The 13,719-nt window shown below is 61.7% G+C and carries 12 protein-coding genes; 4 read left to right on the top strand and 8 right to left on the bottom strand.

The genetic code is table 11. The features are described from left to right. Positions 1-21: 21 nt before the first annotated feature. Genes RAN89_RS03445 through RAN89_RS03435 form a run of 3 tightly spaced genes read right to left on the bottom strand, consistent with a single transcriptional unit; the run spans position 22 to position 2,014 of the window. A complete protein-coding gene (locus tag RAN89_RS03445; protein WP_313868262.1) occupies positions 22-627 on the bottom strand; it encodes a chalcone isomerase family protein in 606 nt (201 codons plus the stop codon). Then, a complete protein-coding gene (locus RAN89_RS03440) occupies positions 627-1,496 on the bottom strand; it encodes a bile acid:sodium symporter family protein (RefSeq protein ID WP_313868261.1) in 870 nt (289 codons plus the stop codon). The genes RAN89_RS03445 and RAN89_RS03440 overlap by 1 nt, the downstream gene beginning before the upstream one ends. Then, complete coding sequence (locus tag RAN89_RS03435; protein WP_313868260.1) at positions 1,493-2,014, bottom strand: Mpo1 family 2-hydroxy fatty acid dioxygenase; 522 nt, start codon at positions 2,012-2,014, stop codon at positions 1,493-1,495. Before RAN89_RS03435 ends, RAN89_RS03440 begins: the two co-directional genes overlap by 4 nt. A 106-nt stretch (positions 2,015-2,120) precedes the next feature. Between RAN89_RS03435 and RAN89_RS03430 the strand changes: the two genes are divergently transcribed. Next, on the top strand, positions 2,121-2,825 hold the full coding sequence (locus RAN89_RS03430; RefSeq protein ID WP_313868259.1) for a Crp/Fnr family transcriptional regulator: 705 nt from the start codon (positions 2,121-2,123) through the stop codon (positions 2,823-2,825). A gap of 68 nt (positions 2,826-2,893) precedes the next feature. Here RAN89_RS03430 and gap read toward each other — a convergent pair whose 3' ends face one another. Both gap and tkt read right to left on the bottom strand, forming a co-directional pair. Next, entirely contained in the window at positions 2,894-3,892 is a 999-nt protein-coding gene (gene gap, locus RAN89_RS03425; RefSeq protein ID WP_313868258.1) for a type I glyceraldehyde-3-phosphate dehydrogenase, read from the bottom strand. 97 nt (positions 3,893-3,989) lie between these two features. Next, positions 3,990-6,068 (bottom strand): transketolase, encoded by a 2,079-nt coding sequence (tkt, locus tag RAN89_RS03420; RefSeq protein ID WP_313868257.1) that lies wholly within the window; start codon positions 6,066-6,068, stop codon positions 3,990-3,992. 133 nt (positions 6,069-6,201) lie between these two features. Here tkt and RAN89_RS03415 point away from each other — a divergent pair, with 133 nt between their 5' ends. Further along, positions 6,202-7,323: an NADH:flavin oxidoreductase/NADH oxidase gene (locus RAN89_RS03415; RefSeq protein WP_313868256.1), complete on the top strand. Its 1,122-nt coding sequence runs from the start codon at positions 6,202-6,204 to the stop codon at positions 7,321-7,323. Positions 7,324-7,390: 67 nt separating this feature from the next. On the opposite strand, the gene RAN89_RS03410 is transcribed toward RAN89_RS03415, so the two are convergent. From RAN89_RS03410 to RAN89_RS03400, 3 genes are all read right to left on the bottom strand, one after another. Continuing rightward, positions 7,391-8,029: a PEP-CTERM sorting domain-containing protein gene (locus RAN89_RS03410; protein ID WP_313868255.1), complete on the bottom strand. Its 639-nt coding sequence runs from the start codon at positions 8,027-8,029 to the stop codon at positions 7,391-7,393. A 114-nt stretch (positions 8,030-8,143) separates the two neighbouring features. Next, a complete protein-coding gene (locus RAN89_RS03405; RefSeq protein WP_313868254.1) occupies positions 8,144-10,432 on the bottom strand; it encodes a penicillin-binding protein 1A in 2,289 nt (762 codons plus the stop codon). 107 nt (positions 10,433-10,539) lie between these two features. Then, positions 10,540-11,334 carry a ParA family protein gene (locus RAN89_RS03400; protein ID WP_313868253.1) on the bottom strand — a complete coding sequence of 265 codons (795 nt, stop codon included), beginning with the start codon at positions 11,332-11,334 and terminating at the stop codon, positions 10,540-10,542. Positions 11,335-11,470: 136 nt separating this feature from the next. On the opposite strand from RAN89_RS03400, the gene RAN89_RS03395 reads away from it, so the two are divergent. Both RAN89_RS03395 and RAN89_RS03390 read left to right on the top strand, forming a co-directional pair. Then, on the top strand, positions 11,471-12,319 hold the full coding sequence (locus RAN89_RS03395) for a nucleotidyltransferase family protein (protein WP_428984473.1): 849 nt from the start codon (positions 11,471-11,473) through the stop codon (positions 12,317-12,319). Continuing rightward, positions 12,316-13,719 carry an aminopeptidase P N-terminal domain-containing protein gene (locus tag RAN89_RS03390; RefSeq protein ID WP_313868252.1) on the top strand — a complete coding sequence of 468 codons (1,404 nt, stop codon included), beginning with the start codon at positions 12,316-12,318 and terminating at the stop codon, positions 13,717-13,719. The genes RAN89_RS03395 and RAN89_RS03390 overlap by 4 nt, the downstream gene beginning before the upstream one ends.

Genomic DNA, 13,719 nt, shown 5'->3' with positions numbered 1-13,719 from the left:
AGCTTAACCGCCTCCCAAGAGTCAGGTACCGCCCAACAAGGCCGCCTTGAGATTGGCATCCGCCGGGCGCTCACCGAAATAGTTGTACATGAGACAAGCAAAAAACTCCGGCTCGGAAATCTCGGCCACCACTTTGTTGTTGATGCTGATGACCGTCGCTTTGGCCGGTATCTCGTCCACGGTGAACATTTCTCCCACACCCATTTTCTTCTTCTCGGAGAAAAGCTCACCGAGCTTGACGAGGCCGGGTATGCATTTGCCGAACTGCTCCCGCGGGAGGTTGTCACTCATGACCTGAGACATGGTTTTGCCCAAAGTGGTGGCATCGGTCTCGCGGACAAAGCTTACTTTCAGGCGCTTGGGCCCCTTGGCCGCATAAATGTCTGCGGGGGTTCTGGCGGGGGTAGCCAAATACAAACCAGCGGCATAGACCTTGAAAACAAACTTGGTACGCAAGCCTGCACCATTGAGCCGCAGCGTCGAGCCCGCCACCTGGACCTCTTTGTCGAAGACCACTCCGTCTACGGTTACCCCCCCGTGCGCCGCGGTAGCTTGTGCAAAAGCGCCAGACGCCAGAGACAAGGACAGCAGACCGGGTACCAGCCTATGGAAAGCAAAGGACCACATCACACGCTTTCCCGCGCCGAGCGACGCAACACCAGAAAACCGAACAGCGTAGCCGTCAGGTACATGCTCACCGAGTACACGGCCGCAGGCAAGCCCAGCTGCATGTTGCCCAAGACCGATAACGCCACGAAGATGGCCAGAGTGGAGTTGTGGATGCCAATCTCGAAACTCACGGCCGTGGCCAGCGGTTTGGCAAGACCCGCAGCGCGCGAGAGGTAGTAGCCCACCAGCAGACTGGCAAGGTTGAAGACGAGGACTACCGGACCCAGGCTGTCGATGGAAGCCGTCAGTGCGCTCCATTCTTTGACGATGGCAATCAAGGAGAAAGCCGACAGCACTACCGCGCTGAACGCCTTCATGGGCGAGCCCATGCGCTCACTGAACTCGGGCTTGCGCTGGCGTACCACCATGCCGATGAGTACCGGAACCATCACCACACCGACCACCTCCAGCACCTTGCCGAACTGCAGGGGCACAACCTGCCCGCTCTGCAAATAAGTGGCGATGGCCCAGTTGGCAATGAGCGGCAGGCTAACGATGGAGAGCACCGTATTGATCGCAGTGAGCGAAATGTTCATGGCCACGTTGCCACCGAACAAGTGACTGAACAGGTTGGCAGAGACGCCGCCGGGCGAAGCTGCCAAGAGCATCAGGCCCACGGCATAAATGGGCGGCACATGCCAAAGCACAATCAAAAGCACAGCGACGGCCGGCAGCACCAGCATCTGCAACGCGAGCGCCAGCAGTACTGCACGGGGATGCTCACGCAGGCGGGCAAAGTCCTGCACAGTCAATGACAGGCCCAAGCCGAACATGACCAGCGCAAGCGCCAGCAACAGCAAGGTAGGCAGCGCAGCGGTAAAGCTCATGCCGTCACGCCGCCAGAAGCGGATACGTCGCCCAGACGACGGCGGATTTCATCGCGCACATCCGTGCGCATGTTCAGATGGAAGGCCACCTCGGCCACCAGAAACAGGGGTCCCACCAGCAGGCCGATCAGATCATCCACAAAGGCGGGCTTTTTGCCCTCGAAGTAGTGGCCCACAAACTGGAAGGCCCACCCCACCACAAACAAGCCGATACCCCAACCCAGCCAGACGCTGGTGCTCTGCGCGGCAAACCACTGGCTGGCCGCCAGCGCAGCGGCCAACAAGACCGCCATGACGACACCGAAGCGCGCATCCAGCCGCGTATAGAACCAGGTAGAAGCCAGCGCCACCAGAACGGCCGGGCTGAGGTGCAAACCCGCAGCGGCCCACTGGGGGCGCGACAGCAGCATGGTGACCGCCAGCACGATCATGGGGATTCCTACAAAGTGGGTGGCAACGTTGCGCCCGTCCTGGTGATAAGCGGCGTATTGGGTCAGGTGGTCGGTGAGGGTTTTCATGTTTGTCTCCTTGGCTCTGGGCGGATCATGGGTGCAGGTATGCTTGCCGTCTGTCAAGTAGCCGACACATCACCGTCCACCTAGTGAAAGCCCTAATCCGCAAGCCATGCCCGACATATCCAGTCATTTGCCCATGCTGCGCAGCGGTCGCTGGTTTGCGCAGCTGCCGCCGGACTTTACCCAAGGCTTGCTGGACATGGCCCGTGTACGCCATCTGCAGGCCGGCGAAAAGCTGTTCCTGCGGGACGCCGCGCCCTGCGGTCTCTATGCCGTGGTGCGCGGCACCATCCGCATCTCCGGGCACAGTGGCGAGGGAGACGGGGCGCGTGAGGCTGTGTTGGTGCTGCTCTCGCCGCCCCAGTGGTTCGGGGAAATTTCGGTGTTTGACGGCTCGGCCCGCACCCATGACGCCCATGCGGCTGAGCCGTGCACGCTGCTCCATGTTCCCCACGATGAGCTGCTGGCATGGCTCGCCCAGCATCCAGCGCATTGGCGTGACTTGGCCGTGCTGATGGCAGACAAGCTGCGCCTGGCCTTTGTGAGCATGGAGGAACAAACTGTGTTGCCTGCGCCCCAGCGCCTCGCACGGCGCCTGCTGACCATGGCCCTGAGTTACGGCCAGGCCACAGAAAGCGACCGCACCTTGCGCGTGCTGGCCGTCACCCAGGAACAACTGGCCTTGATGATCGGTGTGTCACGCCAGACCACCAACCAGATCCTGCGCGATTTCAAGGCCCGTGGCGTGTTGCACGTGCAGCGCGGCTGTATTGAGCTGCTGGATTTGCAGGCGCTGCGCGCGGAGTGCGATTGAGACACTACTCGCAGACCCATAAAAAAAACGCGCCCGAGGGCGCGTTTTGCTTGGGCGAGAGAGATGCCTTACTTCGAAACGACACGAGCCATTTCCAACACTTTGTTGGAGTAGCCCCATTCGTTGTCGTACCAGCTCACCAACTTGACGAAAGTGCCGTCCAAAGCGATGGAGGCTTCTGCGTCGTAGATGGAGGTGCGGCTGTCACCACGGAAGTCGGTAGCAACCACTTTGTCTTCGGTGTAACCCAACACGCCCTTCAAGGCGCCTTCGGATTGCGCCTTCAACTCTGCGTTGATTTCGGCAATGGTGGCAGAGGTGTTCAGCTCGACAGTCAAGTCGACCACGGACACATCGCTGGTAGGCACGCGGAAAGCCATGCCGGTCAGCTTCTTGTTCAGCTCAGGAATCACCACGCCCACGGCCTTGGCTGCGCCAGTGCTGGAAGGAATGATGTTTTCCAGAATGCCGCGGCCGCCGCGCCAGTCTTTGTTGGACGGGCCGTCCACGGTCTTTTGGGTGGCAGTGGCTGCGTGCACGGTGGTCATCAGGCCGCGCTTGATGCCGAACTTGTCGTTGATCACCTTGGCCAAGGGGGCCAGGCAATTGGTGGTGCAAGACGCGTTGGAGATGATGGCTTGGCCGGCATAGGTCTTGTCGTTCACACCAAACACGAACATGGGGGTGTCGTCTTTGGAAGGAGCGGACAGGATGACCTTCTTGGCGCCTGCGTCGATGTGCTTTTGTGCGGTTTCCTTGGTCAAGAACAGGCCGGTGGATTCGACCACGATGTCGGCGCCGACCTCAGACCACTTCAGGTTCGCAGGATCGCGCTCCTGGGTCAGGCGGATCTTCTTGCCGTTGACGATCAGGACGCCGTTGTCGACAGACACTTCGCCCTTGAAGCGGCCATGCACGCTGTCGTACTGCAGCATGTAGGCCAGGTAGTCAGGCTCCAACAAGTCGTTGATGCCGACGATCTCGATGTCGTTGAAGTTTTGCACCGCTGCGCGGAACACCATACGGCCGATGCGACCGAAACCATTGATACCTACTTTGATTGCCATGGGATACCTCAATAAAAATCAACTAGAAACTATAAGCGGGTGTAACCACTTGGTAAGCGGCGCTTTTCATCCAGAAATACGCGCCGCTTGAGCCGACTCAAACTTTGCGGGTCAATGCGGCTTGCACGGTGTCTGCCACGTTCTCAGGCGTGAAGCCGAAGTGCTTGAACAATACTGGAGCGGGAGCGGATTCACCGTACGTATCCAGACCGACAACGGCCGCAGTGCCGTACTTCCACCAACCACCAGTAGAACCCATTTCCACCGCAATGCGGGGCACGCCGGCTGGCAGCACGCTGGTCTTGTACTCAGTGCTTTGCAGGTCGAAGGTGGTGGTGGAAGGCATGGAGACCACGCGCACCGCGATCTTGCGCTCGGCCAACACCTTTTGCGCAGCAATGGCCAGCTGCACTTCGGAACCGGTGGCGATGATGACGGCCTGGGTCTTCTTCTTGAGGCCCACATCGGACGGCTCGGACAACACGTAGGCGCCCTTGCTGATGGAGTCGATGCCGGAGGCATCAGGGGCGGCAGCGGAGTCGCACTTGGCGGCGTAAGCGATGTTCTGGCGGCTCAAGAGCAGCGCAGTAGGCTTGGCCTTGTTTTGCAAAGCGACGGTCCACGCCACGGCAGTTTCGGCCGTGTCGGCGGGGCGCCAGACGTCCAGGTTGGGGATCAGGCGCAGGCTAGCAGCGTGCTCAATGGACTGGTGGGTCGGGCCGTCTTCGCCCAGACCGATAGAGTCGTGGGTGAACACGTGTACCACGCGCAGCTTCATCAAAGCCGCCATGCGGATGGCATTACGGCTGTAGTCGCTGAAGGTCAGGAAGGTGCCGCCGTAAGGGATGTAACCACCGTGCAAGGCCACGCCGTTCATGATGGCGGCCATGCCGAACTCGCGCACACCGTAGTTGATGTGGCGGCCACCCTGGCCGGCTTCGTTGGTCACCACGTCGCCGGTCAAAGCGTCAAAACGCAGGTTGGGCGTGCTCTTGGTGTTGGTCAGGTTGGAGCCGGTCAAGTCGGCAGAGCCACCCAGCATTTCGGGCAATGCAGCGGTGAAAGACTCCAGCGCCAACTGGCTGGCCTTGCGGCTGGCCACGGTTTCACCCTTTTGGTGGGCAGCGATCACGGTGTCCACGGCGGTCTGCACGAAGTTCTTGGGCAGGTCGCCCTTCATGCGGCGCACAAACTCTTTGGCCAGCTCAGGGAAGGCGGCCTTGTAGGCGGCGAACTTGTCGTTCCACGCCGCTTCTGCAGCCTTGCCTTTTTCCTTGGCGTCCCAGTCTGCATAGACTTCTTTGGGGATCACGAAGGGAGCGTGGCTCCAGCCGATGGATTCACGGGTGAGCTTGATTTCTTCAGCGCCCAAAGGCTCGCCGTGGGCCTTGGAGGTGTTGGCGCGGTTGGGGCTGCCTTTGCCGATGTGGGTCTTGCTGATGATCAGGGTGGGGCGGTTGTCGGTGCCGGCCTTGGCTTGTGCAATGGCGGCAGACACGGCAGCCACGTCATGGCCGTCCACCGGACCGATCACGTTCCAGCCGTAGGCCACAAAACGTTGGGCGGTGTTATCGATGAACCAGGGAGCGACTTGGCCGTCGATGGAGATGCCGTTGTCGTCGTACAGGGCGATCAGCTTGCCCAGCTTCCAGGCGCCGGCCAGTGCGGCGGCTTCGTGGCTGATGCCCTCCATCAGGCAGCCGTCACCCATGAACACGTAGGTGTGGTGGTCCACCACGGTGTGGCCTTCTCGGTTGAATTCTTTGGCCAGCAGCTTTTCAGCCAAGGCAAAGCCCACGGCATTGGTGATGCCCTGGCCCAAGGGGCCGGTGGTGGTTTCCACGCCGGGGGTAATGCCGAACTCGGGGTGACCCGCGGTTTTGCTGTGCAGCTGGCGGAAGTTCTTGAGTTCGTTGATGGGCAGCTTGTAGCCGGTCAGGTGCAGCAGCGCATAGATCAGCATGGAGCCGTGGCCGTTGGACAGAATGAAGCGGTCGCGGTTGGCCCAGTGGGGGTTGGTGGGGTTGTGACGGAGGTGCTCACCCCACAATGCCACTGCCATGTCGGCCATGCCCATGGGGGCGCCGGGGTGGCCGGAATTGGCTTGTTGCACAGCGTCCATGGACAGTGCGCGGATGGCATTTGCCATGTCTTTGGTATTGGGGGTGGGGGCCATTGAGGGCAACTCCGGGAGGTAGGTTAAGAAAGAGTGGAAGCGTAAAACTGTCGCGATTTTACCGGTGCGGGTTTTGGCGGACCTTACACTCCTGCAGCGCACGCGCTTGGCGCCCTTGGGCTATGCTTTTGCCATGAGCCTCCTCTTCACCCCCACCACCCTCCCCTCGCCCGATGGCGGCCTCGTTTTGCCGAACCGGATTGTGGTAGCTCCCATGTGCCAATACCAAGCGGTGAATGGCGAGGCGACTGACTGGCATTTGATGCATTGGGGCAACCTGCTCAATAGCGGTGCCGCCCTATTCACCATCGAAGCCACGGGCGTGTTGCCTGAAGGCCGCATTACACCCGCCTGTCTCGGGCTGTGGGACGACCGCACCGAGGCTGCCTTGGCCGACAAACTGCACCGCGCGCGCAAGTTGGCGCCGCACACCGCGGTATGTATCCAACTCGCGCACGCGGGCCGCAAAGCGTCGAGCAAACTGCCGTGGCAGGGCGGGCAGCTGCTGGCGCGTGAAGAGGGCGGGTGGGAGCCGGTAGGTCCTTCAGCACTTCCCCAGTTGCCCCAGGAACCACCGCCCGTCGAGCTGACACGGGAAGGCATGGAGCGCGTCAAAGCCGCGTTCGTAGAGGCTGCGATTCGTTGCGCCCGTTTGGGTGTGGAGGCTATCGAACTCCATGCGGCCCATGGTTACCTGATGCATGAGTTTTTGTCGCCGATTGCCAACCAGCGCACCGATGCCTACGGGGGCAGCCTGGAAAACCGCATGCGCTTTCCTTTGGAAGTGTTTGCCGCACTGCGAAGCGCCTTCCGCGGTGTTCTGGGTGTGCGCATCTCTGCCAGCGATTGGGTGGAGGGTGCGTGGGATGTGGAACAAAGCGCGGTGTTTGCGCAGCAGCTCAAGGCGTTGGGCTGCGACTTCATTCACGTGTCGAGCGGCGGGGTTTCGCCACAGCAACAAATTGCGCTGGGCGCCAACTACCAAGTGCCTTTTGCGAAGCGCATCCGCGAAGCATCCGGCATGCTCACCACAGCGGTAGGACTGATCACAGAGCCGCAGCAAGCGGAAGACATTCTGCAAGCCGGCGATGCCGACCTGATCGCCCTGGCCCGCGCCTTCCTCTACAACCCGCGTTGGGGATGGCACGCCGCCGCCGCATTGGGTGGCCAAGTGGAAGGCAACCCCGTCTACTGGCGCTGCCTGCCGCGAGAGGCGCAGAGCGTGTTCGGCAAGGTGGCGGTGGGCACGCGCTGAAGCAGGCTATGAATAACAAAAAAAGGGAGCCTCGGCTCCCTTTTTTTGTGACTAGCAGATACGGAACTTAAGCAGCCTTGCCCTTCATGCGGCGACGGCTGATCACACCCATGAGCCCCAAGCCTGCCAACAGCATGGCGTAGGTTTCTGGCTCAGGCACGGGCGTCACATTGGATTGCAGGAACTCCACACGCAAACCTGTGGGGTTGCCGCTGTTTTGGGCCAAGTTGGTCACCACAAATTCCAATGTGTTGGCGCCACTGGAAAAGCCACTGTTTGCACCGAAGGAATAGAAACTGCCGAACCCGTTAGCACTTCCGACCTGGACTCCATTGAGCTTCACAATAGCCTTGTTATCGGCCGCAAACTGGCCGGAGAAACTGGCGGTGTTTGCATCAAAACCTGTCAAGTCAAAGCTCAACTTCCAAGAATAGGTGCCGTTCGCAGAGGGGTCAAAAGACTGGCCTTGACTTGCTGTGGGTGTGATCCATTTGGAGGTGCTGGTGTTGGGGATCCAGTTGCCGGCCAGAGGAAATGTTCCATTGCTGGTCACATACCCGAAGGAACTGCCATTGAGCACGTAATTGGTATCCTGGGCTCCACTGGCAAAACTTCCTCCCGTGTTCACCAGACCGCTGATGGATGCGGCGTGTGCCGATACAAACGACGCCGTGGCGACTACGGCTGCTATCAAAAACTTTTTCATGGCTCTCCCCTTGTGTAAATGGACTGGACTCCGCCCGATTTTAGGTAACGGCGCCCCAAAGACATGTAGGCTGAATGGACTAACGCAGCCACAAAAATGTGGAAAATTTCACGTTTATGGCGATGGGCCCTGCACCCCCTCCGAGCTTGGTCGCACGGCCAGCGCGGGCGAGATGGCTTGGCCATCGACCCCAATACTCTCCAGAAAACCTCCATTGGCCCATTCCTCGTAGCGCCAGTCTCCACCAACGCGGACCACGCCTGCTGGTGGCTGCACTTCCTGCACGGGCACGTTCTTGAGTGCGGTGGCCATGTAGTCGATCCATGCCGGCAGGGCGAGTGCAGAACCGGAGGCTCGCGATCCCAGGCTGCGCGGCGTGTCATAGCCCACCCAGACCACCGCAACCAGGCCGGGTTGGTAGCCCGCGAACCAGGCGTCCACCACGTCATTGGTGGTACCTGTTTTGCCATACAAGTCCGGGCGCTTGAGGGTGGCTTGGGCTTTGGCCGCCGTGCCGGTGCGGGTGACCTCTTGCAAAAGACTGGACACCATGAAGGTATTGCGTTGCGGCACGGCGCGCACGGTCTCGTCCAGCACCTGGGGCTTGGCTTCAAACACCACTTCGCCACTGGCGCGGGCAATCTTCTGGATCAACACCGGGTTCACGCGGTAGCCGCCGTTGGCCAGCACCGAATACGCACCCGCCATTTGCAGGGGGTTGGTGGAGCCAGTGCCCAAAGCCTGGGTCAGGTTGTCGGGCTGGCGCTCGGGGTCGAAACCGAAGCGGCTGGTCCACTCGCGGGCCCCCACCGGTGAAAGCAGCTGCATCAGGCGGATGGACACCAGGTTCTTGGAGCGGGCCAGCGCGCGGCGCAAGGTGATGGGGCCGTCGGTGCTGCCGTCATCGTTTTCGGGTGCCCAATCACCCACGTTTTCCATGGGCGCGTCGTTCACCAGGGATTCCGGCTGCATGCCGCTCTCGATGGCTCCGGAGTAAATGAAGGGCTTGTAGCTGGAACCCGGTTGCCGCCAGCCTTGGGTCACGTGGTTGAACTGGTTGCGGTGAAAGTCGAAACCGCCCACCAGCGCGCGAATCTCGCCATTGGCCGGATCCATGGACACGAAAGCCCCTTCGGCCTCGGGCCACTGCACCAAGCTCCAGGCCTTGCCCTGTTGCAGCACCCGCACCACCGAGCCGCGGCGCAGCTTCAGCTTGGCAGCTGCAGAGTCACCCAAGCCAGACTGCGCAGGGCGCAGGCCGGTACCGTCAATGGTGATCGCCTCACCCGAGCCCAGCACCACGCTGACCGCCTTGGCACTGGCACGGGTGACGATGGCGATGCGCAGGTCTTCGTCATCGTCGTAGTCGGCGAGCGCCTGGGCTACGGCCGGATCTTCGTCCTTCAAGTCGGCAGCGAGGTTCTCCTGCCCCTCCGGACCACGCCAGACCTGGCGCAGCGAGTGCTCCACCAGCGTGTGACGCAGCGCCTTGTAGGCCACCTGCTGGTCCGCAGCACGCAAAGTGGTGGTGACGTTGAGGCCGGTGGTGTAGCTCAGCTCACCGAACTGGGCATAGACCTGCTGGCGCACCATCTCGGCCACGTACTCCGCGTGCACATCCACCTCATTGCGTTTGCGCACCGCGAGCTTTTCAGCCTTGGCTGCCTGGTACTGCGCTTCGTCGATCACACCTTCCGATCGCATGCGACTCAAGGCGACCAGCTGGCGGGTACGTGCGCGCTCGAAATTCTGGATGGGGTTGGCAAAGTACGGGTTCTGCGGCAGGCCGGCCAGCATGGCGCACTCGGCCGCACTGAGCGCAGACAGCGTTTTGCCGAAATAGGCCTGCGCTGCCGCTTCAAAGCCGTATGCCCGCGCGCCCAAGTAGATCTGGTTCATGTAGAGCTCCAGAATCTGGTCTTTGCTGAGCTGGGACTCGATTTTGTAGGCCAGCAGTGCCTCCTTGATCTTGCGCTCCAGCGTGCGCGAGCGGCTCAAAAAGAAAGTGCGCGCCACCTGTTGGGTGATGGTGGACGCGCCCTGGGTGCGCCCTCCGGTCAGGTTGGCCACCAGGGCCCGCGCCACGCCGATGGGGTCCAACCCGCCATGGCTGTAAAAGCGCGAGTCTTCCACAGCCAGCAGGCTGTCTTTCATCAGCTTGGGGATCTGGTCAATGGGTTTGTAGACCCGGCGTTCGGTCCCGAAACCGGCTACCTCCACACCATCGGCCGTGAGCACACGCAGCGGTTGCTTGGGTTGGTAATTGGAGAGGGAAGATGTATCCGGCAGCTGGGTCGAGAAAAACGCGACCGCAGCGGCCAGAAACAGGGCACCCAGCACTGCCAACACCAGGCCGGTTTTGAGGATGCGCATGGGCCAGGGGCCCCAGGAAGTGGTTTGCATAGCGGCTCGAAGATGGAGCGCGCATTATCGACAGTGCCGGTCGCACGCTGGCGACCCGTTTGTAAACGCTATGAAATAAGGAGCTGCTAGCGCAATATGGGCGAGCGCTACTTGCTCTTTTTGCCTGATTTTTTCTTGGGCAACAAAGCGTCGTGCAAAGCCACAAACTCCTGGGTCAGCTTGTGGCCGGGCTCTAGGTAGATCATGGGTTTGAACTGCTCGTGCGACTCGCGGATCTTCACCGAGGCACCGAGGTAAGGCTGCAAGACCGGCAGGCCTTCGTCAATCAGCTCCTGCACCAGGCGCTGCGGCAGGTTGGCGCGCGGCTGGAACTGGTTGACCACGATGCCTTCCACTTCCAGATGCTTGTTGTGGTCGGCCTTGATCTCCTGCACGTTCTCCAGCAGGGTGTAGAGCGCACGGCGGGAGAAGTCGTCGCAGTCAAACGGGATCAGGCAGCCCTGCGCGGCAATCAGCGCGCTGCGGGTGTAGAAGTTGAGGGCCGGTGGCGTGTCGATGTAAATCTGGTCGTAGTCGGCGGCCAGCTGCTCCAGCGCGTCACGCAGCTTGTAGATCTTGTGGCGACTCTCCAGCTTGCTGTGCAGCTCGTCGAGCAGCGGGCTGGATGGCAGCAGGTCCAGATGGGGCCACTGGGTTTCGCTGATGTAGTCGCTCGCAGGCTTGTCGCGCACGGTGAACTTGAGACTCTGCTCAAAAAACTCGGCCACGTTGGGCAGCTCGTCGGCCATGTCGGCGCCCAGCAAATAGCGGCTGGAGTTGCCCTGGGAGTCCAAGTCAATCACCAGGGTGCGCAAACCTTGGGATGCGCTGATGGCCGCCAGGTTGCAGGTGATGGTGGACTTGCCGACGCCACCTTTCTGGTTGAAAACAACGTGCTGCATAACGATTTCCTTTGATCAAAGCGGTCCACGGGGATGCAGGCAGTCTAGCGGGGCCGCATGACACGGCGCTGAACACCCCTGCGCACACGCCATGCAGGCAAAAACTGCGCCAGTGCGTGGGCTATGCTTCCTCACCATGCCTGACCTATTGCCCTCTGACTCCTCCTCAGACACCGCCTCGCCCGCACGCACCAGCCCCGCCATCGTGCTGGCTGCCGGCCGCGGCGAGCGCATGCGCCCGCTGACCGACACCCGCCCTAAGCCCCTGCTGCAGGTGCACGGCAAGCCGCTCATGCAGTACCACCTGGAGGCGCTGGCCGCAGGGGGCTTTGCGTCTGCCATGGTGAACACGGCCTGGTTGGGCGAACAGATAGAGGCTGCGTTTCATGATGCTTTAGCCCTCCAGCGCCCGCTGGATGAGCGCGAGCAGCTATCAAATTCAGAGCATTCTGCTACCAGCATCAGCCTGCACTACTCCCATGAAGGTCGCGATTTCGGCGGAGCGCTGGAGACGGCCGGCGGCATTGCCCGTGCGCTGCCGCAGTTGGACACGGTGTTCTGGTCCATGGCGGGTGACGTATTTGCGCCCGACATGGTGTTCACCCGTAGCGCCTTGGAGCGCTTTGCGGGCAGCGGCATGTTGGCCCACCTGTGGCTGGTGCCCAACCCGGCGCACAACACCAAGGGTGACTTCGGGTTGGAGGCCGTGGGCGCGGGTGGCATGGGCCGCTGCGTGGACCCCGCTCCGGGCAGCACTGCGCCCCGCTACACCTACAGCACCTTTGCCCTGTTTCACCGCGACCTGTTTGCCCAGCCCTGGTGCGACATTCCCGCCGGCAACCCGCACGGCATCAAAGCGCCGCTGGCTCCGCTCCTGCGCAAGGCCATGCAGGGTGCACGGGTGAGCGCCGAGATTTACACTGGCCGCTGGACCGACGTCGGCACCCCCGAGCGCTTGGCAGAACTCAACGCACAGACACCATGACCCAGCCCTCCATCTCCGCACTCTCTGCAGACTACGCCGGCCGCCGCGCGCGCCTGGCCGCCCACATCGGCCCGCATGGCGTGGCGGTGCTGCCCACGGCCCCGGAGCAGCAGCGCAACCGGGATGCGGACTTTTTGTTCCGCCATGACAGCTACTTCCATTACCTGAGCGGCTTTGCCGAGCCGCGGGCTTGGCTGGTCATCCAGGGTGACGGTACCACCACCCTGTTTTGCCAACCCAAAGACCTGGAGCGCGAAATCTGGGACGGCTTTCGCCTCGGGCCGGATGCAGCGCCGGGAACCCTCGGCGTGAACGCCGCCTATTCAGTAGACGAGCTGGACCAACGCCTGCCCGCACTGCTGGATGGCGCCGATGCCGTCTGGTACCCCTTTGCCACCCACAAGGGCTTGGAGACCCGCATCGACGGCTGGCTCAGCAGTCTGCGCGCCCGCGTGCGCTTTGGCTCGTTGGTGCCCGAGCAGGTGCGCGACCTGTGCGGTCCGCTGGATGAGATGCGCCTGATCAAGGATGCCTATGAGCAGGACGTGATGCGCCGCGCCGCGCAGATCAGCGCGCAAGCCCACATCCGCGCTATGCAGCTGTCGGCCCGCATGCTGCGCGAAGGCAAAGACGTGCGCGAATACCACCTGGACGCTGAGCTGCTGCATGAGTTCCGCCTGCAAGGCTCGCAGTACCCGGCCTACAGCTCCATCGTGGCGGCCGGTGCCAACGCCTGCGTGCTGCACTACCGCGCCGACGCGGCCCCGGTACGTAACGGCGAGCTGGTGCTGATTGACGCAGGCTGCGAGCTGGACGGCTACGCCAGCGACATCACCCGCACCTTCCCCGCCAACGGCACATTTACCGGCCCGCAGCGCGCGCTGTATGACCTGGTGCTGGCCTCTCAAGTGGCCGCTGTAGAAGCCACCAAGGCCGGAGCGCGCTTTACCGATCCGCATGACGCCACCGTCAAAGTGCTGGCGCAAGGCATGCTGGACTTGGGGCTCTTGAACAAAAACAGCGTGGGTAGCCTGGACGATGTGATTGAGAAGCGCGCCTACTTCCAGTTCTACATGCACCGTACCGGCCACTGGCTGGGCATGGATGTGCATGACTGCGGCTCGTACACCGAGCCATCCGAGCTGGGCACTAAGCATGTGCGCAAAGACGCGCTCACCGGCAACGAGATCGTGAACCGGCCCGCGCGCATTCTGCGCAGCGGCATGGTGCTGACCATAGAGCCCGGTATTTATGTGCGTCCGGCACCAGGGGTGCCGGAGCAGTTCCACCACATCGGCATCCGCATCGAAGACGACGCCATCGTCACCGACACCGGCTGCGAGCTCATCAGCCGCGGCGTGCCGGTGGAGGCAGATGCTATTGAAGCCTTGATGCGCTAA

The organism is Rhodoferax mekongensis (assembly GCF_032191775.1).
GTDB lineage: Bacteria > Pseudomonadota > Gammaproteobacteria > Burkholderiales > Burkholderiaceae_C > Allorhodoferax > Allorhodoferax mekongensis.
Note: the sequence above shows the minus strand (reverse complement) of the source record. Positions and strands in the feature narration are given on the sequence as shown.